25 protein-coding genes and 1 pseudogene are annotated in these 20,258 nt (G+C 62.8%); 16 read left to right on the top strand and 10 right to left on the bottom strand.

The window, feature by feature from the left end; genetic code table 11:
- Positions 1-81 precede the first annotated feature (81 nt).
- Positions 82-1,065, bottom strand: a complete 984-nt coding sequence (locus AB8A50_RS07930) for a Bug family tripartite tricarboxylate transporter substrate binding protein (protein WP_315842406.1) — start codon at positions 1,063-1,065, stop codon at positions 82-84.
- 825 nt (positions 1,066-1,890) lie between these two features.
- Entirely contained in the window at positions 1,891-2,640 is a 750-nt protein-coding gene (locus tag AB8A50_RS07925; RefSeq protein ID WP_231080516.1) for a cation transporter, read from the bottom strand.
- Between the two features lie 61 nt (positions 2,641-2,701).
- Between AB8A50_RS07925 and AB8A50_RS07920 the strand changes: the two genes are divergently transcribed.
- Both AB8A50_RS07920 and AB8A50_RS07915 read left to right on the top strand, forming a co-directional pair.
- Entirely contained in the window at positions 2,702-3,094 is a 393-nt protein-coding gene (locus AB8A50_RS07920) for a MerR family transcriptional regulator (protein ID WP_439077347.1), read from the top strand.
- Between the two features lie 221 nt (positions 3,095-3,315).
- Positions 3,316-3,606: a hypothetical protein gene (locus AB8A50_RS07915; RefSeq protein ID WP_089264020.1), complete on the top strand. Its 291-nt coding sequence runs from the start codon at positions 3,316-3,318 to the stop codon at positions 3,604-3,606.
- Positions 3,607-3,691: 85 nt separating this feature from the next.
- Here AB8A50_RS07915 and AB8A50_RS07910 read toward each other — a convergent pair whose 3' ends face one another.
- Positions 3,692-5,023, bottom strand: coding sequence for an aspartate aminotransferase family protein (locus AB8A50_RS07910; protein ID WP_439077346.1), 1,332 nt, complete (start codon positions 5,021-5,023; stop codon positions 3,692-3,694).
- Between the two features lie 147 nt (positions 5,024-5,170).
- Here AB8A50_RS07910 and AB8A50_RS07905 point away from each other — a divergent pair, with 147 nt between their 5' ends.
- Positions 5,171-5,719 carry a cupin domain-containing protein gene (locus tag AB8A50_RS07905; protein WP_089264656.1) on the top strand — a complete coding sequence of 183 codons (549 nt, stop codon included), beginning with the start codon at positions 5,171-5,173 and terminating at the stop codon, positions 5,717-5,719.
- Positions 5,720-5,740: 21 nt separating this feature from the next.
- Here AB8A50_RS07905 and AB8A50_RS07900 read toward each other — a convergent pair whose 3' ends face one another.
- Positions 5,741-6,367, bottom strand: a complete 627-nt coding sequence (locus tag AB8A50_RS07900; protein ID WP_120292463.1) for a TetR/AcrR family transcriptional regulator — start codon at positions 6,365-6,367, stop codon at positions 5,741-5,743.
- A gap of 236 nt (positions 6,368-6,603) precedes the next feature.
- Between AB8A50_RS07900 and AB8A50_RS07895 the strand changes: the two genes are divergently transcribed.
- From AB8A50_RS07895 to AB8A50_RS07880, 4 genes and pseudogenes are all read left to right on the top strand, one after another.
- On the top strand, positions 6,604-6,882 hold the full coding sequence (locus tag AB8A50_RS07895; RefSeq protein ID WP_231080520.1) for a hypothetical protein: 279 nt from the start codon (positions 6,604-6,606) through the stop codon (positions 6,880-6,882).
- 23 nt (positions 6,883-6,905) lie between these two features.
- On the top strand, positions 6,906-8,117 hold the full coding sequence (locus AB8A50_RS07890) for a patatin-like phospholipase family protein (protein ID WP_439079936.1): 1,212 nt from the start codon (positions 6,906-6,908) through the stop codon (positions 8,115-8,117).
- Positions 8,118-8,183: 66 nt separating this feature from the next.
- Entirely contained in the window at positions 8,184-8,672 is a 489-nt protein-coding gene (locus AB8A50_RS07885) for a hypothetical protein (RefSeq protein ID WP_309945774.1), read from the top strand.
- 83 nt (positions 8,673-8,755) lie between these two features.
- Positions 8,756-8,906, top strand: a pseudogene (locus AB8A50_RS07880) (cupin domain-containing protein); the annotation flags it as partial.
- On the opposite strand, the gene AB8A50_RS07875 reads toward AB8A50_RS07880, so the two are convergent.
- Both AB8A50_RS07875 and AB8A50_RS07870 read right to left on the bottom strand, forming a co-directional pair.
- Entirely contained in the window at positions 8,903-9,151 is a 249-nt protein-coding gene (locus AB8A50_RS07875; protein ID WP_184517300.1) for a DUF2442 domain-containing protein, read from the bottom strand. The pseudogene AB8A50_RS07880 and the gene AB8A50_RS07875 sit on opposite strands and share 4 nt — an antisense overlap.
- Complete coding sequence (locus AB8A50_RS07870; RefSeq protein WP_439077345.1) at positions 9,117-9,350, bottom strand: DUF4160 domain-containing protein; 234 nt, start codon at positions 9,348-9,350, stop codon at positions 9,117-9,119. Before AB8A50_RS07870 ends, AB8A50_RS07875 begins: the two co-directional genes overlap by 35 nt.
- Before the next feature lie 214 nt (positions 9,351-9,564).
- Between AB8A50_RS07870 and AB8A50_RS07865 the strand changes: the two genes are divergently transcribed.
- Entirely contained in the window at positions 9,565-9,924 is a 360-nt protein-coding gene (locus AB8A50_RS07865) for a hypothetical protein (protein WP_089264657.1), read from the top strand.
- A gap of 81 nt (positions 9,925-10,005) precedes the next feature.
- Here AB8A50_RS07865 and AB8A50_RS07860 read toward each other — a convergent pair whose 3' ends face one another.
- Together AB8A50_RS07860 and AB8A50_RS07855 are read right to left on the bottom strand one after the other, a co-directional pair.
- Complete coding sequence (locus tag AB8A50_RS07860; protein WP_439077344.1) at positions 10,006-10,428, bottom strand: TonB family protein; 423 nt, start codon at positions 10,426-10,428, stop codon at positions 10,006-10,008.
- A 46-nt stretch (positions 10,429-10,474) separates the two neighbouring features.
- Positions 10,475-10,747 carry a hypothetical protein gene (locus AB8A50_RS07855; protein WP_439077343.1) on the bottom strand — a complete coding sequence of 91 codons (273 nt, stop codon included), beginning with the start codon at positions 10,745-10,747 and terminating at the stop codon, positions 10,475-10,477.
- Positions 10,748-10,916: 169 nt separating this feature from the next.
- On the opposite strand from AB8A50_RS07855, the gene AB8A50_RS07850 reads away from it, so the two are divergent.
- The 3 genes from AB8A50_RS07850 to AB8A50_RS07840 all read left to right on the top strand — a co-directional run bounded on the left by AB8A50_RS07850 (position 10,917) and on the right by AB8A50_RS07840 (position 13,856).
- Entirely contained in the window at positions 10,917-12,389 is a 1,473-nt protein-coding gene (locus AB8A50_RS07850; RefSeq protein ID WP_439077342.1) for an amidase, read from the top strand.
- A gap of 69 nt (positions 12,390-12,458) precedes the next feature.
- Positions 12,459-13,406 carry a Dyp-type peroxidase gene (locus AB8A50_RS07845; RefSeq protein ID WP_439077341.1) on the top strand — a complete coding sequence of 316 codons (948 nt, stop codon included), beginning with the start codon at positions 12,459-12,461 and terminating at the stop codon, positions 13,404-13,406.
- A 48-nt stretch (positions 13,407-13,454) separates the two neighbouring features.
- Positions 13,455-13,856 carry a DUF1330 domain-containing protein gene (locus tag AB8A50_RS07840; protein WP_439077340.1) on the top strand — a complete coding sequence of 134 codons (402 nt, stop codon included), beginning with the start codon at positions 13,455-13,457 and terminating at the stop codon, positions 13,854-13,856.
- 42 nt (positions 13,857-13,898) lie between these two features.
- Here the strand turns inward: AB8A50_RS07840 and AB8A50_RS07835 are convergent, their stop codons facing one another.
- Positions 13,899-15,362, bottom strand: a complete 1,464-nt coding sequence (locus AB8A50_RS07835) for an L-lactate permease (RefSeq protein WP_439077339.1) — start codon at positions 15,360-15,362, stop codon at positions 13,899-13,901.
- A gap of 187 nt (positions 15,363-15,549) precedes the next feature.
- Here AB8A50_RS07835 and AB8A50_RS07830 point away from each other — a divergent pair, with 187 nt between their 5' ends.
- Positions 15,550-15,894 (top strand): hypothetical protein, encoded by a 345-nt coding sequence (locus AB8A50_RS07830; protein WP_439077338.1) that lies wholly within the window; start codon positions 15,550-15,552, stop codon positions 15,892-15,894.
- Between the two features lie 8 nt (positions 15,895-15,902).
- Here AB8A50_RS07830 and AB8A50_RS07825 read toward each other — a convergent pair whose 3' ends face one another.
- Entirely contained in the window at positions 15,903-16,580 is a 678-nt protein-coding gene (locus AB8A50_RS07825) for a nitroreductase (protein ID WP_120292480.1), read from the bottom strand.
- A 233-nt stretch (positions 16,581-16,813) separates the two neighbouring features.
- Here AB8A50_RS07825 and AB8A50_RS07820 point away from each other — a divergent pair, with 233 nt between their 5' ends.
- The 4 genes from AB8A50_RS07820 to ihpB all read left to right on the top strand — a co-directional run bounded on the left by AB8A50_RS07820 (position 16,814) and on the right by ihpB (position 20,240).
- Positions 16,814-17,305: an ester cyclase gene (locus tag AB8A50_RS07820; RefSeq protein ID WP_439077337.1), complete on the top strand. Its 492-nt coding sequence runs from the start codon at positions 16,814-16,816 to the stop codon at positions 17,303-17,305.
- Positions 17,306-17,547: 242 nt separating this feature from the next.
- A complete protein-coding gene (locus tag AB8A50_RS07815) occupies positions 17,548-17,907 on the top strand; it encodes a hypothetical protein (protein ID WP_439077336.1) in 360 nt (119 codons plus the stop codon).
- Positions 17,908-17,961: 54 nt separating this feature from the next.
- Positions 17,962-19,233, top strand: coding sequence for a divalent metal ion exporter subunit IhpA (ihpA, locus tag AB8A50_RS07810; protein ID WP_439077335.1), 1,272 nt, complete (start codon positions 17,962-17,964; stop codon positions 19,231-19,233).
- The gene (gene ihpB / locus AB8A50_RS07805) at positions 19,230-20,240 is read left to right on the top strand and encodes a divalent metal ion exporter adaptor subunit IhpB (RefSeq protein WP_439077334.1); all 1,011 of its coding nucleotides are present in this window, start codon (positions 19,230-19,232) and stop codon (positions 20,238-20,240) included. Before ihpA ends, ihpB begins: the two co-directional genes overlap by 4 nt.
- Positions 20,241-20,258: the final 18 nt, after the last annotated feature.

Below are 20,258 nucleotides of genomic sequence, written 5' to 3'. Positions count from 1 at the left end.
GGAAGGAGGAACTCTCGTCTTGAGATTCCGGGTCCGCGACCGCCAAGTGGCGCTCGCGTCCCGGAATGACGAGGTTGGCTCTTACTGCTCCATCTTGATCCCGGCGTCCGTGATCACCTTCTTCCAGCGCGCGATTTCGTCGGTGACGAAGGCGCGGAATTCATCCGGGGTGGTGCCCATGGGGACGATACCCTGATCGTCGAGCTTCTTCTTCAGGTCGGGATCGGTGAGCGCCTTCTTTGCCTCCGCCGCCACGCGATCCACGATCTCCTTCGGCGTGCCTGCGGGCGCGATGATGCCGGACCAGGTGCCGGAGACGAAATCCGGCACGCCGGCTTCCGCCATGGTCGGCACGTCGCCGGCCGCCGGGACGCGCTCCTTGGCGGCGACGGCGAGCGCCTTGGCATTGCCGGACTTCACCTGCGACATCAGCGGGCCGATGACGTCGAACATCACATTGATCTGGCCACCGACTGTATCCTGCAGCGCGCCGGATGTGCCCTTGTAAGGAATGTGCTGCAGGTTGATGCCTTCGCGGCTTTTCAGCATTTCCATGGTCAGATGCGCCGCCGAGCCGATGCCTGACGAGGCGAAGTTCAGCGAGCCGGGCTTCGCCTTGGCGAGCGCGATGAACTCCTTCATGTCCTTGGCCGGCAGGGACGGCGTCGCAATCAAAATCAGCGGCGCGACCGAGGTCAGCGACACGTAAGTGAAGTCCTTCATCGCATCATAGGGCAGCTTCGGATTGAGCGTCGGATTCACCGAATGCGCCGCGATCACGGTGCCGAAGGTGTAGCCGTCGGGGGCTGCCTTGGCGACGGCGTCGGTGCCGATGGCGGCATTGGCGCCCGGCTTGTTCTCGATGACGATGGGCTGGCCCAGCGCCGCCGACATCTTTTCGGAAACGAGGCGCGCCATCAGGTCGGTGTAGCCGCCTGGCGTATAGGGCACGACCATGCGGATCGGCCGGTTCGGCCAGCTCTGCGCAAAGGCAGTCTCGGCGCTGCCGGCGCAGGCGGCCATCACGGCGATCACGCTCGCGGCGCGGACGAAGCTCTTCATCATGTCATTTCCTCGACTGCCGGCGCGCTCCAAGGTGGCGGGAGCGCCAAAGCGCCTGCCTCGAATCGCAGACCGTTCTTCTTGTTGTCTGCCCGTTCTGCGCCGCGACGGATGTCGCGGAATGCAGAGTCCCGTAGGCAGGCTACCGCATCGCATGGTAACGGGGAAAGTAGACGAAAGGCCGCTAACGTCTGCTGCCGCAGCGTGGAATTTGTCGATGTGAGACGCGGATGCTTGTGACCAAGGAGCATGTGACCTCCCGTGACGACCTTGTTGATTGCTGTGATGCAGGTGAGGGGATGGGCGTACGCCATCGATGCCCGCGCCTGAGCGCGTGAGTGGCAGTCCCGGTGGTCTCCCTCAAGAATGAGGGAGATGAAGCGCCGAAAGGCGCGACTTGGGTACAGTGCCGCAGCGTGCTGTCCGGATCGCCGGACCACAGAGGCCGCGGAAACGCCTTTCGACGCTCCACCGTGGCGATTTCTGTCCCCGGGACCGTTCTTCCGGGCAAAGGCGCAGAGCTCCGCACTCCGCTGATCCCGACGGTTTCCCGCCGTTCACCAATGCCACGTCCAGCCAGCATGAGTGGCAGACCCCCGTAGTGGGGCCGGACGGTGACCCAAGGCCTCCCGAGTGCGTGAGGAAACGTCTTCCTCCCGCCCGCAGGCGCCACATCCCGCCCCGCGCCAGTCGGCGTCCCGGTAACGCTCCCTCAAGTGGAGCGGGATGGATGGGAATATATACTGGAATGGATTGGCGTCAAGGATTATGTTCAGAATTGTCGCCGCGGGGCGAGGATGCCGGCGATGAAGAGATGGCATGTCAGACTCAGGAACGCCCTGAAACACCGGCGCGCGCGGGCTGTTCGGAATATTCAGCCCAGGCCTGACGGAGTATCTGCACCGAGGAGGAGAGAAAGATGAAGGCCATCACGGCGGCCACCGCCAGATCCGGCCACGCACTCGACGAGCCCCAGACTCCCAGGGCTGCGAACATGACAATGACATTGCCAATGGCGTCGTTGCGGGAACACAGCCAGACAGAGCGCACATTGGCATCGCCGTCCTTGTAACGCATCAGCAGCAGCACCGAGGCGAGGTTGGCTGCCAGCGCCAGGAAGCCGATCGCGCCCATGACCTCGGCACTTGGAACGCCGAGGATAAGCGTGTGATAGACGGTCGAACCGAACACCCACAGAGCCATGACGCTGAGCGAAAGGCCCTTGAACAAAGCCGCCGTTGCCCGCGTCCTGATGCCGGTGCCGATGACCGCGAGGCTCAGCCCGTAAGTGACGGTATCGCCGAGGAAGTCGAGCGCATCCGCTTTCAGCGCCTGCGATCCCGCGATTTGTCCCGCGATCATCTCGACAAGAAACATGATGCCGTTGATGGCAATGACCGTCCACAGCACGCGCTTGTAGCGGGGATCGACGCCGTCGAAGACCGGAACGCCCCCGGAGCAACCGCATGCCTCGGTCTCGCAGGCCGCCGGGGAGACAGGCTTCGCGTTCGCCTTCGAAAAATCGATGGGCGGCGGCTCGCAGCAGGTGTCGGTGGTGCAACAGGTCTTGTCGGACATCGGCTTCCTCTCAATGTGAGACAAGCGTACAATCTCTAGCGACTAGAGGTTCAAGGGAAAAATGGATTACGCAATCGGAGAAGCGTCGCGTCTGACGGGCATCAAGGTGCCGACGATCCGTTACTATGAGGGCATTGGCCTTCTGGCCGCGCCCACGAGGACGGAGGGAAAGCAGCGCCGTTATCGCCCGGAGGATGTCGCCCGTTTGAATTTCATCCGGCACGCACGCGAGCTCGGCTTTGAGATCGTCGACATCGCCGAATTGCTGACCCTGAGCGAGGGACCCGATCAGTCTTGCGCAGAGGTCGATCGGATCACGCGCCGGCACCTGTCGGACGTCGAGCGCCGGATTGCGCAACTCACCGCTTTACGCGGAGAATTGAAGCGCATGGTGGAAGAGTGCAGTCATGGCAGGGTCGGTGACTGCCGGGTCATCGAGACGCTGTCCGGATGACACGAAGCACGGCGGCTGCTCGCCACGTCCGAGGTGCCCGTCCTCATGAAGATGTGATGACCGATATCGGGCGACTCGTCGCGACGTGATCGGTTGCGAGCTTTGTTGTTCGCGGCATCAGACCGGATGGTCACAGTTGATCGCTAAAATGGCGCGCGACGTCGACGCGTCGGCGCACTCCCACCTTGGTGCGTGCGCATCCTCAAGCCCATGAGCCCGCGATGCCGATCCAATTCCGCAAGACCTCAATCAGATCTCGCAAGCGAACATTGGGACTGGCCGCCTTCGGCCTGATCGTGGACGCGATCGTCAGCCATCCCCGCGTCGACGTGCCGGCGATGGTGAATGTCGCGATGATGTCGCGCTTTGCCATAGCGCCTGTCATGGCGTCGCTCGGCGGTCTCTCATGGACGACCAGCACAGGTTCGAGCGACACCGTTGCGCCGACGCCGGTGATGAGCGTGGATCATGTGACACGGATGTGCGCGCGGGCGCATGGCAGCGCAAGTTGACTGACGACCGGATCTCTTAAACAACAAAGGCCCGGATGAAGCAGGCGCTTCATCCGGGCCGTGTTGGATCAGACGGTGTGTGGACTCAGGCGACGCGCTTGATGGCGTCGCTCAGGATCGAAACGATCTCGTCGATCTGGTTCTTCTCGACGATCAAGGGCGGCGACATCGCGAAGGCGTCGCCGCTCTGGCGCAGATAGAGGCCGCGGTTGAAGCAGTCGACCATGACGTCATAGCCGCGCGCAGCCGGTGCATCCTTGCGGGGCGCAAGTTCGACGGCGCCCATAAGGCCGCAATTGCGGATGTCGATGACATTGGGCAGGTCGCGGAGCGCGTGCAGGCTATCGCGCCAGTAGTCGGACAGCGAGGCACCGCGCGTCAGCAGTCCCTCGCTCTTGTAGATGTCCAGCGTCGCGATGCCCGCGGCGCAGGCGACCGGATGCGCCGAATAGGTGTAGCCGTGGAACAGCTCGATCTGGCTTTCCGGCCCGGTCATCAGCCCGTCATAGATCTTGCGGCTAGCGAACACGGCGCCGCAGGGCACGGTGCCGTTGGTGATGCCTTTCGCGGTGGTCATCAGGTCCGGCGTCACGCCGAAATAATCTGCGGCGAAAGGCGTGCCGAGACGGCCGAAACCGGTGATGACCTCGTCGAAGATCAGCAGGATGCCGTGCTTGGTGCAGAGCTCGCGCAGGCGCTGCAGGTAGCCCTTCGGCGGCGGCAGCACGCCGGTCGAACCGGGCACCGGCTCGACGATGACGGCGGCAATGGTGTCGGCGCCATGTAACGCGACCAGCCGTTCGACGTCATCAGCCAGTTCGGCGCCGTGTTCGGGTAGATCCTTCGAGAACGCGTTGCGTGCGAGATCGTGGGTGTGGCGGATGTGGTCGGTGCCGGGTAGTTGGGCTGACGAGAAGGCGCGGCGGTTATTGACCATGCCGCCGACCGAGGTGCCGCCGAAGCCGACGCCGTGATAGCCGCGCTCCCTGCCGATCAGGCGCGTGCGCGAGGCCTGGCCGTTGGCGCGATGATAGGCCAGCGCGATCTTCAGCGCGGTATCGCCCGACTCCGAACCGGAATTGGTGAAGAAGATGCGGTCGAGGCCGGCGGGTGCGATCTCGGCCAGACGATTGGCGAATTCGAAGGCGAGCGGATGGCCCATCTGGAACGCGGGGGCGAAGTCGAGGGTGGTGAGCTGCTTCTCAACTGCACTGGCGATCTCGCGGCGGCCGTGGCCGGCATTGGTGCACCAGAGGCCAGCCGATCCGTCGATCACCTTGCGGCCGTCTTCGGTGGTGTAATACATGCCCTGCGCGGATGCGAACATGCGCGGTGCCGCCTTGAACTGGCGGTTGGCCGTGAACGGCATCCAGAACGACTCGAGTTGTAGCGTGTTCGGAATCTGATGAACGGTCACGGCGCGGCTCCCTTGGCTGATTCAGCATCTGGATCATGTTCGCCCGAATGCAACAAGTCCTTTTCTCGATCTGATTAACCTGTTGATTTTATTGAATGGGCCGGGTCATATTTGTTCGATCCGAAACACTCGCAACAGGGATTTGGCGTGACCATCGATCTAGGCGAACGGCTGCGCTTCGTGCGTGGGCGTCACAAGCTGTCGCAGCGTGAACTGGCCAAGCGCGCGGGTGTGACCAATTCGACGATCTCGCTGATCGAGTCCAACCAGATGAACCCGTCGGTTGGCGCGCTCAAGCGTATTCTCGATGGCATTCCGATGGGGCTCGCCGACTTCTTCGCCATCGAGCCGGACCGACCGCGCAAAGCATTTTACCGCTCCGACGAACTGACCGAAATCGGCAAGACGCCAATCTCCTATCGCCAGGTCGGCGATAATTTGTTTGGCCGCAGCCTGCAGATCCTGAAGGAGCGCTACGAGCCGGGCAGCGACACCGGACGGGTGCCGCTGGTGCATGATGGCGAGGAAGGTGGCATCGTGGTCTCAGGCCGGCTGGAAGTGACCGTCGACGAGGAGCGCCGCATCCTCGATCCCGGCGATGCCTATTATTTCGAAAGCCGCCGTCCGCATCGCTTTCGCTGCGTCGGCGCGAAACCCTGCGAAGTGATCAGTGCGTGCACGCCGCCGACGTTTTGAGGACCTAAGCTCACGCCCGGGCTAACGGGAAGTATCGATTCCTCGCATCAGCAGGTCGATACTGGCATCGGTGAAGACCGCGACGTCGATCTGCCTTCGCGTTCCAAATAGCAGTGACCACACGGTCAACAGCAGCGCCGGGCTCATCACGATCTCGGTGAATGTGCTGGCCTGCGACGGGCGGAATTCACCAGCCGCGACTCCCGCCTCGATCACCATCCGGAACTGGTCGATAACCGGCCGCATGAACTCGTCATAGTGCCGGTCCACGAGGTCGGGGAAGCGGGAGCCGTCGGCGATCAGGAAGCGGAGTGTTTCGCGGAAAGGTCTGTCCTCGGCAATCTTGCGATACACGAAGACCATGAGCGCACGCAGGCGTGCGTTGTATGATCCTTCCAGTGTCCCGGCATAGCTTTCCAGTTCGGGAAAGAACGCCTGGGACTTGTATCGGATCATCTCGTCGAACACGCGCTCCTTGGTTTCGAAATAGAAATAGATCGTGCCCTTGGTGACGGATGCGCGGGCGGCGACATCCTCCAGCCGGGTCGCCGCATAGCCGTTTTTGGCGAATTCCTCGAAGGCCGCGTCGAGGATCTCGATCGGTCGTTCCGCTTTTCGTCGGGCGCGCTTCTTCAGCTCAGCATTCATGGGGGCAGGATAATCGATCCCTTGCAGGGGTGCTATTGACTTTTGAGTCAGTCAATAATAGTGAGTGATTGCTCACTTAACGCGCGCGGTCAAATGCATAGTGCTTTCAAAATGATGTCTCCGTTGCCAGCCGATGTGGCCGGCACTGCAGATCGGCGACGCAAGCTGATCGAAACCGTGGCCACAGCGAAAGCGAAACTGATTGCCCATCAGGCGCCCGACCGGGCGAGGGCTGCATGATGAATGCGGATAGTGACGCATCGCCGCCGCGACTGTTCCGTGGTGCCCGTGTCCGGATGAGCGTTCTCGGTCGTGAGCGGCATCCCAAATACGGCGATCGCCAGGGAGTCATCGTGGGCCGCGGCTCGCCGAGCAGTTGGCGGGTCAAGTTCGACGAGCGCACGACCGTCCAGGCGATCCACCGGGACTACCTCGAACTCGTCGCTCAACCCGCGGCGGCATCCCTTCAGGTCGCGCAGCGACGCGGTTCTATGGACGGGGCGTCGAACCCGTGAGCGCTCTCCTGACCGAACATGTCATGCGTGGCTATCGTTGGCGGCCGTCGGTTTCGTTGCTTGTCGCTGCGGCGCTGAGCCTTCTGGTCGCCGGATGTTCGTCACTGCCACGGACGCCGCATAGCGCCGCGGATGCATCCAGTGCGCGCGTCCTCGATCTTACGGACCTGCGCCGTTATGCGGACGAACCGGCCTCGACATTCCGAAGCGGTCAGAATCAGGTCGTGTTGCGGGGGCCTCGAACCTATCTGGCGCTGTCCGGAGGCGGGGCGGACGGCGCCTATGGCGCCGGCGTGCTCAATGGCTGGACCGAGGCAGGGACGCGCCCGTCGTTCTCGATGGTATCCGGTGTGAGCACCGGCGCACTGATCGCGCCCTTCGCATTTCTCGGTCCCGACTATGACGCGACCTTGCGTGATGTCTACACCAGCGGCGTTGCCGCGAGCCTGCTCGATGCACCCAATCCGTTCAATGCGATCTTTGGTTCTGGCCTGTTCGGAAATACGCGGCTACGCGAGCTGGTGGCGAAGTATATCGACGAGACCTTTGTCGCGGCTGTCGCAGCCGAACATGCGAAGGGGCGGATGCTGTTCGTCGTCACGACCAATCTGGACTCCCAGCGGACCGCCATCTGGGACATGGGACGGATCGCTTCGCTGCGTACGCCCGAAGCACTGAACCTGTTCCGGGATGTTGTCGCGGCTTCGGCAAGCTTGCCCGTGGTGTTTCCGCCGATGCTGGTGACCGCGGAGGCGAACGGCAAGCGCTTCGAGGAGATGCATGTCGATGGCGGCGTCACCGCGCCTGTCCTGACATTGCCGGAGGCCTTCCTGCTGCGCGACGCCACATTCGCCAGGGCAGAGAAGCTGCAACTCTACGTCCTGATCAACAACAAGATCGAACGGGAATTTCAGGTCATTCCCAATTCCACCATCGAAATCGCTGCGCGGGCGTCATCGACTGTGACGAAGATTCAGACACGCTCCATCCTTTACAACACCTATGCCTTCGCTCGCCGCAACAAGTTCGGATTCAATCTGACCTATATCGAGGGCGATCGACCGCCATCGCCGATGTCCGGCTTCGACACCGCCTATATGCGCGCGCTGTTCCAGTACGGTTATGAGAGGGCGCGGGGCAACCGTCTCTGGTCGAAATCCCCGCCCTCCGACGATCAGGATTCCGTGGCGGCGTCACACACAGCAATCACGCGGCAAGTCGCAAGCGGCAACTGATGCGCGATGCGACGTTCAAACCCGGCACATGCGTGCTGAAACAGGAGTGACCTCATGAGACTTTCCATGCTTCGCAAGATCGTTTCGCCCCGCCGGCTTGCCCTGGTGTCGATCCTGCTCGTCGCCGCCTCAGGTTCGGCGGCGGCGCAGTCGTTGCCGTTCACAGGCCTTACCGGATCCTGGGCAGGCGCAGGAGCGATCTCGCTGTCCGACGGATCGAAGGAGCGGCTTCGCTGCAAGGCGACATACCAGGTCAGCAATGGCGAAAGGCGGCTTCTGCAAAGCTTGCGTTGTGCGAGCGACAGCTACCGCTTCGATCTCAACAGCGACGTGGTCAGCCAGGATGGGACCATCGCCGGCACATGGAGCGAAACCAGTCGCGGAATCAGCGGAAGCATCGCGGGCAGGGAGTCCGGCGGCCTCATCTCGGCCGTCATCGACGCGCCGGGCTTCTCGGCCAGCCTGTCGCTCTCGACGCGCGGCAACAAGCAGTCTTTCTCGATATCGTCCGAAGGCGACATCCGGAACGTCACCATCAACATGAGCCGAAACTGATCGGGGGATCGCGTCGCAGCGATCGGAGGTGTTTCACAGGGGCACGTTGCGAGGCGAGGCAGGGTGCAAGTGCCAATGACTCGCGGGAGGTGAACGTCCACGAAGAACGGCGCATCCTCACTCCCAGCGATTCCTGTTGTTTCTAGCCGACGCACGCATCGCTTTCGCTGCGTCGGCGCGAAACCCTACGAGGTGATCAGCGTCCGCACGCCGCCAACGTTTTGGATGATCTAAGCTGCGCTCTCCGAGCGATGCGTGACGTCACCACGACCGGCGATCAAGCCGGCGATTGAGATATCCTCGTCAAGGGCTTCCCAATGCAGACCATGGCGGCCGATCTCGACCTGATTGCGCTGCTCGGGCGTGGCATTCAGCAGGCGCGGATACCAGGCGAGGGGAACGCCGAGCGTTCGCCCGTCGGTCAGTTCGACCCACATGCTTGCGTCATCGAAACGGACGCTGGTTGCCGAAATGGTCATGCCATGCCTTCAGGATCAGGTCGCGATTGTTCGCAACGGTGCGCAGAATAGCCGAAAGTTCGCGCGGGTTGAAGCCGTAACTGTCGGCGATCTGGATGTCTGGCGCGATCCAGACCTTGGCGTCGCAGCCGTTGCCCCTGATGTGGATGTGCGGCGGCTCGGGCGGCCGTCCTTCGTTCGAGTAGAAATAGTAGCGCAAGCCGCCGGAGCGAAATACGACGGCAAGATAACCTCCGCATGGCTTTCGCGTGATGTTCCGTGAGTGTAGCCCGGATCACGTGAAGTGCAACCTAGGGTGGATTCCTGATGCGCGGCGAGGTCACGGACGACACAACGATTCCTCTGTGTCGACGTGAGCGCGGCGCACCTGAATTTGAATGGCCGCCCGCGCGCCAAATCTCTATGCTGCGGGCATGTCGCGATTCATGTGTCTATCGATTGCTCTCGTCCTGTCGCTCACGTCCGCCGCTGCGCTGGCGGCGCCGGTCAAGAAGAAGCCGCAGCAATGGAAGGGCTACGGTTTCCTGCCGGGCTATCACCAGCCGCTCAACAACAGCGTTCCGCTGTTCATGCAGAAGCGCGCGGACCTGCGCATGGCCAAACGCGACCGGCGCCATTGGTATATCGACCGCACTCCGGTCTATTACCGCTGGTCCGACGGCGAGAAGTATTATTTCGGCCGGCCCGGCTTCTATCGCGGCCAGTACAATGGCGGCAGCATGGGCCCATGCTGGACGCGAACCCCGATCGGACCGATCTGGAATTGCGGGTGACTTGTTGATCACTCAAGCCCATAGGCGGATGAGTGAAGTGGGCCTTATTGTGCCAATCGTGGAGGACGAAAGGCGGCAGAGTCAGCATCCCTTGCAGACGTTTCCGATCATCTGTTTTATTTTTCTCTCATTCTCTTCGTAACTCTGCGCACCTGGCCGGGTCGCGAACCGGATTGGCAAACCAATCTCTTGGGGGGCCTCTTCACCGGCCGGAATGGTGGGGAACGGCTGCAGCTTCGCCAACCATTCCAGCAAATCCTGATCGACCTTCGGAGAACCCGTTCCCTTTTCGACTCTCGGTTTCAACAGCTTGCCGTCCCGGTCGAGCGAGAACACCAGAAGCACATCGATGGGGAGACGCTCGCGCGGCAATTCTGCTGGGTAACTCATTGCGTTCGCATTTACATATGACATGAGCTGCTTCTTGAAGAGCGTTGGATCCTTGGCCCACGCATGCGTCTGGACGCAGCCAATGGCTAACAGACAACAAAACAGAAGTCGCATCACGGTCGCCTAAGCTCGCGGGGCAGGGATTCATCACGCTTCATGGTCACTTCGGCGGCGAATGCGGCTCGCTGACATTCTCCTCAGTGAGTGCAGGTAACATAGAAGCTGGGCGGCGAATCTGTAAAGCAATTAAGGCAGATAAGTGCGCGCCATCCGCTACACCAATCAATGCCGCGCGGAGGAAGTCGGCTCGCTTGCGGCAGCCGGGCTCGCGGATACCGAGCTTCTTCATGCGGGTTCTGACGGCGAGGGGTGATCGCTTCAACCGCAGCGCGATCTCATTAATGCTGCGGCCGGCCGACAGTTGCCGCCGCAACTCCTCGTCCCCTGCGACGTCCGGATTTCTTGCTCAGCTTCATGGGACAATCCTAGCCAATCTTTGGGGCCGAGCGAAGCATGTTGCGCCGTGGCGATGGCGGCGGATGACGCCAAGGCTCCATCCGGTCTAGGCTCGCACCAACCGAATCTCGAATTGGACGTGCGACATGACATTGGCGATGAGCTGGGACGAATGGGCCAAACACGACGCCGTGGCGCTGGCCGCGCGCGTGCGCAAGGGCGACCTGACGCCGGCCGATCTGGCGGCGCAGGCCGCGGCCGGCATCGCCAGCACCAATCCTGCGCTCGATGCCGTCGTCGAAGTGTTCGACGACGTGGTTGCCGATCCTGCCAAGGACGGTATGAATGTCGAGGGCGCGTTCGCTGGCGTTCCTTACCTGATGAAGGACCTCGGCCCGACCCTGAAGGGACGGCTGCAGGAATTCGGCTCCATGATCATGCAGGGGCATCGCCCGGCGCAGGACAGCTTCCTGACCGGCAAGATCCGCGGCGCCGGGCTCAACATCATTGGCCGCAGCACCACGCCGGAATTCGGCGTCTGTAGTTCGGCCGAGAACAAGCTCTATGTCACCCGCAATCCCTGGGACACCGACTACACCACCTGTGGCTCCTCCGCCGGGAGTGCGGCGATGGTGGCAGCCGGCGTGCTTCCCATTTCGCATGCCACCGATGGCGGCGGTTCGATCCGTATTCCCGCGGGCGTCAACGGGCTGATCGGCCTGAAGGTCTCGCGCGGCGTCTATTCGCTGGCGCCGGCGCTGTCGGATCTCTCCGGGTTGGTCTCGATCCAGGGCTGCGTCAGCCGCAGCGTCCGCGACACTGCGGCTTTCGTCGACAATTGCCGCGGCGGCGCGCCCGGCGAATTCATGCCGTTCTGGTCGCCATCCGAGCCTTATAGCGAGCTGATCAAGCGCGATCCCGGCAAATTGCGCATCGCGCTGTCGCATGAATGGGGCGACTACAAAGCGCCGCCGCATTTCGTTGCCGAGCTTGAACGCGTCGGCAAGATGCTCGAAGGGCTCGGACATCATGTGGAATGGGCACTGCCGGAGGTGGATTTCCGCAAGGCCTTCGCCGCGCAGACCACCTGCTATATCAGCAATTTCGCGCAGGTGATTGCCGGCCATCTGGCGCGGCTCGGTCTCGACAAGCCAACGCTCGATCTGCTCGAGCCGATCAACATCAAGATCTGGGAGAGCGGGCTGAACACGTCCTACACCGAGCGCAACGCGATGCAGGCGGTGTTCAACACGACCTCGCGCGCGTTCGGCAATTTCTTCGAGCGCTACGATATCATCCTGACGCCGATCACCGCCAAGCCGACACCGAAGGTCGGCACATCGGAATATCTCACCACCAGCACCAATCCGTCGGTCCATGACTGGTTCGCCAACCTGTGGAAGAATTTCGCCTATACGCCGCTCGCCAATCTGTGCGGCATCCCCGGCATCTCGCTGCCGCTCGCGGCGCAGGAAAACGGGCTGCCGCTCGGCATCCAGGCGCAGACGCGTCAGGCCAATGACGGGCTGCTGCTGCAACTGGCCGCGCAGATCGAGCGGGCGATCGACGGCCAGTGGAATGGCGGTAAGCTGCCGGCAAAGCATGTCAGCCCGCAATAGGCGTGTCGGCGTATCTTGTCTTCGTCGCGCTAAAGATGCGTGACACAGCGGATATCGAATGGATCGAACATGGTTTCAAGCTTACCGGCTCCCGTGTCCCAGTCGGTCGCTGCCAGGCTGACGCGGGCGGCGATATTCCTGGTCGTGACGATCAATCCCGGACCGGCCCCCGAGAAGGCGGTTCGTGGCTTGTGCGGCGACCTGTCCAGCCTGTTGCGCGGCGTGGGCTTCCGCAATCTCAACGGGCAGTTGTCCTGCATCATGGGGGTCGGCTCCGAGGCTTGGGCTCGGCTGTTCGGAGCGCCGGGTCCGAAAGACCTGCATCCGTTTCGCGAAATTCGCGGCGTGCATACCGCCGTTTCGACACCCGGCGACATCCTCTTTCACATCCGCGCGGCGAGCATGGATCTCTGTTTCGAGCTGGCGACGCACATCATGTCGCGGCTCGCCGACGCGGTTTCGGCCGTGGACGAGGTGCACGGTTTCAAATTCTTCGACGACCGCGATCTGATCGGCTTTGTTGACGGAACTGAAAACCCTGTCGGTCAGGCCGCTGACGCGGCCACCCTTGTCGGCGATGAAGACCCCGGCTTTGCCGGAGGCAGCTACGTGATCGTGCAAAAATATCTGCACGACGTCGCGCGATGGAACAAGGTGCCCGTCGAGGAACAGGAGAACATCATCGGCCGGCACAAGCTGTCCGATATCGAACAGCGCGATTCCGAGAAGAAGCCGTATGCGCACAATGTCCTGACGTCGATTGAAGAGAATGGGGAGCAGCTTCAAATTCTGCGCGACAACATGCCGTTCGGCGAGGTAGGCAAAGGTGAGTTCGGCACCTATTTCATTGGTTACGCCCGTTCCCCGCAGCGCATTGAGAAGATGCTGGAGAACATGTTCATCGGCAACCCGCCGGGCACTTACGACCATCTGCTGGATTTCAGCCGCGCGGTGACAGGGACGCTGTTCTTCGTACCCACAGCGACATTCCTGGACGATGTCGATCCCGAGGCTTAACCGGTGTTCGCTTATCTGCCCGCGGCTTGCTGAAACAGGAGATTGTGCATGGGTGTCGATCTCTTGAATATCAAGGGGCTCAAAGAGATGGAGCATCAGGGCCCGGTCGTCATGGTCAATCTGATGCGCTTCCGCGAGCGTTCGCTCGACGGTGACGGGTCGGGCTGGGATGCCTATCTGCGTTACAGCGCGCTGACCGTGCCGATGATCAAGGCCCGCGGTGGCACATTGCTGTGGACCGGTGACGCCAAGGCCGTCGCGCTCGGCGAACCGGATCACCAGCAGTGGGACTATCTGGCGCTGGTGTATTATCCCTCCGTTGCAGCCTTCATCGAGATGATGACGTCACCGGACTATGAAAATCTCTGCGACCCGCACCGGACCAACGGCTGTGCCGAGCATGTGATCATTTGCACGAGCGAGGCTTACAGCAAGTTCAAGATCGGCTGAGGGGATCGACACCGGATTCCGACTTATTCGAGCCACCAAACCTCATATGAGCCGGGTGGCGATGAGGACGGAGATCACGAGCAGAACCGCGGCGATGACCACGACGAAGGGGAACATCGCGCGATAGGCGTCCCGCTCGTGGCCGGGCGTGCCGGCGAGATTGCAGACGATCGACATTCGCACCGGCGAGACCATGTTGAGCGACAGCGCAGCGGCATGCTGAAGCGCGACGACGGCGGCGACGTCGAGGCCGGCCTCGGTGGCGAGGCTGAGCTGCGAGGGCATGAACAACCCGTTGGCCGCATTGCCGCTATTGGCCAGCGCGCCGAACACGGCGGAGATCATCGGGGTGACCGTCACCGACCAGACCCCGAACGTGTCGTACATGCCGCGGGCGAGGCCGCCGGCGATGCCAGAGCGCGACAGCAGTTCGGCCATCATCGAGAACACGATCACCGTAAGGACGGCGAGCCGGCCGGTCTTCCAGGCGGCTGCGATCTCCGCAGGGAAGGCCCGCTGATGGCCGTGCAGCAGGGCGGTCAGCACGGCGGCTGCGACCAGCCAGGTGCCGGCGTGAAACAACGGCGCCCAGATAGGCACGCCTGCGAAAGGCTGGATGCTCCAGGACGACTGCAGGAGGTGATTGAGCGGCGGCACGAGGCGCGTCAGCGCGAGCCAGCCGATCAGCAGTGTGAATGGCAGCATGCGCCGTGCCGCAGCGGCGATCGCCGCGCGGTCCGGCTTTTCGTCGATCAGATAACGCAGCACGATGGCCGGCCCGAACGCCGCCAGCATCGCCGGCTCCGGCCCGAGAAACGCCGTCGCGACGATGGCGAGGCCGAGACTGCCGAGCAGCCAGACCGCTTCGCTGGCGCGCTCGCGCCAGTCGGCATGGATGCCGGCGCGCTCCGCCATGCGCCAGTAGATCGGCAGCCACAGGATGTTGAACACGAGGTAGATGAGGCTGGTGCGTAGCGCGAGCGCCGTGGGATCGGTCCGCGCGAAGGCGGCGCCGACCACCGCGCCGCTGCCCATGGCGCCCCACACGATCATGGTCTGGCTGATCAGCGAGAAGGCGAGAAGCTCGATCGGCTTCAAGCCGAGGCGGCGGATCAGCACCATCGTCCCCATGATGCCGATGCCGAAGCCCGTCGCGGATTCCGCGAAGGGGCCGATCAGATAGCAGGCGGTGAACAGCAGGCGGCGCCGCGCTCGCGCATCCGGCAGCGACGTCTCGACCGGCATGGCCGCGTCGCCAGGGCGGATCGCCATTTGCCAGAACAGCAAGCCGCCGAGAATGTAGGGCACGACGATCCAGCCGATCCATGCGCCGCGCAGCAGCGCCGTTCCAGCGTCAGCGATCCCAAACAGTTGCGGGGCGGTGGCCAGTGCGACCGCAAGTGCCGTGGCGAGGCCGATCAGCGAGGCGGGAAGCGTGCCGGCGAGCCCGCTCGCGATGGCGCCGATCACCGCCAGCGCGGGCAGCGCCCAGATCAGGTAAAGCACGTTCCGCCCCCAGGTTTCTCGTTGGGGGCTGGATGCGCGGGAAAGGCAGGGACGTCAACCGCGCTGCGCGCATAGGGCGCGTGCAACGTCGATCCGCCCAGCGCTTGCTGAACCGCAACGCGTTTTGCCCGACCAACCCATGGTGAGCGCTATCGAGACGCGGCGTCACTCAATCAGCCCCGGGAGAATGCACGTGACGTCGAAAGCATTGGTGATCGCGCTGGCGCTCCTGGCGTCTCCGGCATTCGCCGCCTGCAACGAGCCCGGGACCGGTACCAAAGACACGCCGATCTTTTCGCCGCCGCTCGGCGCCGTCGTCACCGGTACGGGGCGCCTGCAATTCCATTCGGCGCCAAGCGCGCATTGCGCGATGGCCGGTGTGTTTGTCATCCCCAGGGATCATCTGGTCGCTTATGCTGAAACGCGCGACGGGTGGACCTCGGTGATGTATGCGCGTGCGACGGGCGGCGGCGTCACAGGCTGGGTCAGATCATCCCGCCTGAAACACACCGGCACAGTCGGACCGCAATAGGCGACACGTTAGTTGTCGAAGCCGACGAACACCGTCGCTTCCTCGACCGACTTGCGTTCGGACACCACCGCATTGGCGGGAAAGCTGTCATCGGGCCATCCGAGCGCAATGCTTTTCATGATGACCTGATCGTCCGCAATCCCGGCATGCTCGCGCACCACCGGTGACTGCATGATGCCCTGGCTGTTGATCACCGCGCCAAGGCCGCGCGACCAGGCCGCGTTGACGAGCGCGGTCGCCACGGCGCCGCAATCGAACGGCGTATCGTCGCTGCCGTCCAGCACGCGGTCATAGGTCACGATCACGCAGACCGGCGCGTCGAACTGACGGAAGCCACGCAGCACCCAGTCCTGCCGCATCTCCTTGTCGTCCCTGGCGATCCCCATGGCCGAGAACAACTGCTTGGCGACGCCGACCTGCCGGTCGCGGTGATGACCCCCGAAAGCCTGACCGGTGCGAAATTCGCGTGACTGCGGGATACCTGCGATCATCCGTTCGGTGTTGCCGGCGCGGATCCTGTCGAGCGGCTCGCCAGTGACGACATAGAAATTCCATGGCTGGGTGTTCATCGATGACGGCGCGCGCATCGCAAGGTTGATGATTTCCTCGATCAGCTTTTTGGGAACCGGATCGGGTTTGTAGCCGCGGATGCTGCGGCGGCCGAGAATGACGTCATCGAACTTCATAGGCCTGGAATCTCCCGGGGGGCGTTTCTGAATTGGGCGGGATATTCCCGGTTTCCTGGGCCGTGTGCAAGATTGACGTGAGGGGCAGGAGGGGGTCGCCGTTCAGTTGCAGGGCGGAACAGCGAAGCGTATTCCGCTGCGCAAACATCTCGATGGTGGCGGATTACGCTTCGCCAATCCGCCCTGCGATTGCTAGTGTTGTTGTTCAATCCCATCATGCCGGGCCGAGGGCGATGAACACACGCAGCGATCATCTTGAAAAGCCAATGACGTTCGATGGCGTGACGCTCACGCCGCAGAAGGAAGTGGTCCGCGCCTTCTACAAGGATATGTGGGACCATGCGGACGTGACTTTGATCCCGCAAATTTTCCATGAGGATTTCACCTTCAGGGGATCGCTCGGACCGGTGCTGGTCGGACATGCCCAGTTCGCCGACTATGTCCGCTGGGTCACCGGCGTGCTGCAGAATTATACGACGGACATTCTCCTGATGATCGAGGAGGGCAATCGCGTTTCCGGCAAGGTCTACTTCCATGGCGTTCAACGCGAAGCGATGTTCGGCAATCCGCCGACAGGAAAGCTCGTTGGTTGGCTTGGAGCGCCTATCTTTTCGTTCGACGGGCCGAAGGTGCGCGACCTCTGGGTGCTCGGTGACATCTACAGCCTGCTCGGGCAGATCAGGACAGATGGCATGCAGGGCAACGAATTTTCCACGTCTCGGTGAGACTGGCTGAAGCGAACTTAACCCATCCGATTGAGTTCCTCTCCTGCAGCCACGTCCAGCGATCATGACCATGTGGCCAGACGTCGCGCTTGCCACATTTGCGATCTGGTTACTCGTTAACGTGGTAACACGCGGGCAATGCGGTACCCTGCGCATAACCATATGTTGTTACATTGTTGCGGATCGACATGAATCGCCGATCCGTGCTACCTCGCTCGCAGAGTTTGAAAGAGACGCTCAAAGTGACGATTTTCGCCCGCATCTTCCGCCATGGCCTGCTGCGCATCTCGCGCAGGGCGTTGGTGATGGTCGTGCTGGCGACGTACATGTTCGCCGGCGCCATGCACGGTCTCTGCGAATTCGATGTGACCAATCTGTCCGGAGCGACGATCGTCTCGCTTGCGGAGAAGGCGATCGGCCATTCCGACAAGGGAGTCGTCGCGGATAATCACTGCCACGGCTGCTTCTCTGTGACGGCACAGCCGCTTGTCTTCGCGGCGATGCCCGTCTCCATCGAGACCCGCACTGCGGTTTTCCATGATGTCGAACGTGGCAGCCTGCCGCGCGGGATCGATCCTCCCCCACCCAAATTCCTGACCTGACCGTCCTCGCCGGGCGCTTGGCGCCCAGACTCCGTCATTCGTCAGGTTTCCATCATGTTCTCGAAGATCGCCACGCGTTTTGCGTGCGCGGCTGTGCTGTTCGTCAGTTCGTCGCTGACGGGGGTAGCCCATTCGCAAACCCTCACCATGGGGGCTGCGCTGCAGCGCGCGCTTGCCGCCAGTCCGCGTCTGACAGCCGCCGAGCGTGACGTCGGGATCGCGCGCGGCCAGCGCATCCAGTCAGGCGCGCTGATCAATCCGGAGATTTCTTACGAGCAGGACAATTCGTTCGGTTCGGGCGCCTACAGGGGAACCCGCTCGGCGGAGACCACGCTGCAGGTCAGCCAGATGTTCGAGCTGTGGGGCAAGCGCGATGCGCGCATCGCTTCCGGTCAGGCGGGCCTCGATGCTGCGGGCATCGGACGCCAGGCCGTCCGGCTTGAAGTGCTGTCCGAGACCGCGATCGCCTTCGTGAGCGTGCTCGGCCTGCAGCGACGGATTCAGATTCTCGACGAACAGATCGAGGCCATCGACAAGATCTCGCCGCTGTTGCAGAGGCGCGTCGAAGCTGGCGCCTCATCCATCGCAGAGACCGGACGCGCCGAGGTCGCATCGGCACTGGTCAAGGCCGACCGTGAGCGCACCAGGTCGTCGCTCGCGAGCGCGCGCCGTGAACTGGCGATCCTGATGGGCGATAGCGCGCCGAAATTCGCGGCCGTCTCCGGACGGCTGGAAGCGACCGGCAAGCCGCCGACCTTCCAGTCGGTGGTCGCGGCGATTGATGCGAATCCGCAGCTCGTCCGCTGGAAGGCGATCTACGCGCAGCGCAACGCCGAACTGCTGCTCGCCCGGCTGAAGCCCTATCCGGACGTCACGGTATCCGCCGGATGGCGCCGCTTCAGTGAGACCGGCGACAACGCCGTTCGGCTTTCGCTGTCGGTGCCGATCCCGGTGTTCGACCAGAACCAGGGCAACATCCTCTCTGCGCAGGAAAGCCTCGCCAAGACCGCCGCAGAACGCCAGGGCAACCGCAACATGCTGATCGTGGTGGCGGGCCGCGCCTACGACTCGCTGCAGGGCTCGCTGCGCGAACTCGCCATCCTGCGCGAGACCGCGATCCCCAAGTCCAGGGACGCGGCCGACGCGATTTCCGAAGGCTACGGGCAGGGACGCTATTCGCTGCTCGAAGTGCTCGACGCGCAGGCCAGCGTCGCGCAGGCGCGCCTGCGCGAGCAGGAAGCCCAGCAGAATTTCCACGTTGCCGTCGCCACCATCGAGGGGCTGGTCGGCAATCCGTTTGCACTGGCGCGGGGGAGCGCACGATGAACAAGCCAATCATGGTCCTGGTGAGCGCCGCCGCGATCTTCGCGCTCGGCGCCGGCGTCTACGCCACCGCACCGAGCAAGTCCGACACGCAGACCGCGGCCACCTCCAAGGCTGCCAGGCAGGGCGACAAGGCCAAGGGTGAAAAGGCGAAGGGTGAGAAGGGGCACGACGAGAAAGGCCACGGTGAAGAGGGCGTCGTGGAAATGAGCGACGCGCGCGTCGCCTCGTCCAACATCGAAATCCTCTCCGCCAGAAGCGAGACGCTGCACGATTCTCTGGTGCTGAACGGCATCCTGCAGCCCAATCAGGAAACGCTGGTGCAGGTGACCCCGCGCTTCCCGGGCGTCGTGCGCGAGATCAAGAAGCGCATCGGCGACACCGTCGAGAAGGGCGAACTCCTCGCGAAGATCGAGAGCAACCAGAGCCTGAGCGTCTATGAGATGCGGGCGCCGATCTCGGGGACGGTGATCGACCGCCAGATCTCGCTCGGCGAATATGCCTCCGAGCAGAAGCCGGCCTTCATCGTCGCCGACATTTCGACGGTCTGGGTCGATCTGTCCGTTTACCGCCGCAACCTGCCGCGCGTCCGGATCGGCGACAGGATCCTGATCGATGTCGGCGATGGCGGAAAGCCGATCGAGGCCAGCCTGTCCTATATCTCGCCGGTTGGCAGCAGCGATACGCAGAGCGCGCTCGCACGCGCCGTCGTGCCGAATATCGACATGCGCCTGCGCACCGGCCTGTTCGTCTCGGCACGCCTGATCCTCTCGGCCAAGCCGGTCGCGATTGCCGTTCGGGCGTCGGCGATCCAGACGGTCGAGAACCGCAGCGTCGTATTCGTCCGCAGCGGCGACAAGTTCGAGGCGCGCGACGTCGAACTCGGTGCGCGCGACTCCGACAATGTCGAGATCCTGTTTGGACTGCTCGACGGCGACAGATACGCGGCGAAGAACAGCTTCATCGTGAAAGCGGAGCTCGGAAAGGGATCGGCGTCCCATGAACACTGAGCTCGCTCCGGGAATTCA

The sequence above is a fragment of the Tardiphaga sp. 841_E9_N1_2 genome (assembly GCF_051811065.1).
In the GTDB taxonomy this organism is placed as follows: Bacteria; Pseudomonadota; Alphaproteobacteria; order Rhizobiales; family Xanthobacteraceae; genus Tardiphaga; species Tardiphaga robiniae.
Note: the sequence above shows the minus strand (reverse complement) of the source record. Positions and strands in the feature narration are given on the sequence as shown.

Bases quoted from the DNA above. Each gene is read 5' to 3' on its own strand.
- AB8A50_RS07930 (WP_315842406.1), bottom strand. From the start codon at position 1,065: ATGATGAAGAGCTTCGTCCGCGCCGCGAGCGTGATCGCCGTGATGGCC.
- AB8A50_RS07925 (WP_231080516.1), bottom strand. From the start codon at position 2,640: ATGTCCGACAAGACCTGTTGCACCACCGACACCTGCTGCGAGCCGCCG.
- AB8A50_RS07920 (WP_439077347.1), top strand. From the start codon at position 2,702: ATGGATTACGCAATCGGAGAAGCGTCGCGTCTGACGGGCATCAAGGTG.
- AB8A50_RS07915 (WP_089264020.1), top strand. From the start codon at position 3,316: ATGCCGATCCAATTCCGCAAGACCTCAATCAGATCTCGCAAGCGAACA.
- AB8A50_RS07900 (WP_120292463.1), bottom strand. From the start codon at position 6,367: ATGAATGCTGAGCTGAAGAAGCGCGCCCGACGAAAAGCGGAACGACCG.
- AB8A50_RS07895 (WP_231080520.1), top strand. From the start codon at position 6,604: ATGATGAATGCGGATAGTGACGCATCGCCGCCGCGACTGTTCCGTGGT.
- AB8A50_RS07890 (WP_439079936.1), top strand. From the start codon at position 6,906: ATGCGTGGCTATCGTTGGCGGCCGTCGGTTTCGTTGCTTGTCGCTGCG.
- AB8A50_RS07885 (WP_309945774.1), top strand. From the start codon at position 8,184: ATGCTTCGCAAGATCGTTTCGCCCCGCCGGCTTGCCCTGGTGTCGATC.
- AB8A50_RS07875 (WP_184517300.1), bottom strand. From the start codon at position 9,151: ATGACCATTTCGGCAACCAGCGTCCGTTTCGATGACGCAAGCATGTGG.
- AB8A50_RS07865 (WP_089264657.1), top strand. From the start codon at position 9,565: ATGTCGCGATTCATGTGTCTATCGATTGCTCTCGTCCTGTCGCTCACG.
- AB8A50_RS07860 (WP_439077344.1), bottom strand. From the start codon at position 10,428: ATGCGACTTCTGTTTTGTTGTCTGTTAGCCATTGGCTGCGTCCAGACG.
- AB8A50_RS07850 (WP_439077342.1), top strand. From the start codon at position 10,917: ATGACATTGGCGATGAGCTGGGACGAATGGGCCAAACACGACGCCGTG.
- AB8A50_RS07845 (WP_439077341.1), top strand. From the start codon at position 12,459: ATGGTTTCAAGCTTACCGGCTCCCGTGTCCCAGTCGGTCGCTGCCAGG.
- AB8A50_RS07840 (WP_439077340.1), top strand. From the start codon at position 13,455: ATGGGTGTCGATCTCTTGAATATCAAGGGGCTCAAAGAGATGGAGCAT.
- AB8A50_RS07830 (WP_439077338.1), top strand. From the start codon at position 15,550: ATGCACGTGACGTCGAAAGCATTGGTGATCGCGCTGGCGCTCCTGGCG.
- AB8A50_RS07825 (WP_120292480.1), bottom strand. From the start codon at position 16,580: ATGAAGTTCGATGACGTCATTCTCGGCCGCCGCAGCATCCGCGGCTAC.
- AB8A50_RS07820 (WP_439077337.1), top strand. From the start codon at position 16,814: ATGAACACACGCAGCGATCATCTTGAAAAGCCAATGACGTTCGATGGC.
- ihpA (WP_439077335.1), top strand. From the start codon at position 17,962: ATGTTCTCGAAGATCGCCACGCGTTTTGCGTGCGCGGCTGTGCTGTTC.
- ihpB (WP_439077334.1), top strand. From the start codon at position 19,230: ATGAACAAGCCAATCATGGTCCTGGTGAGCGCCGCCGCGATCTTCGCG.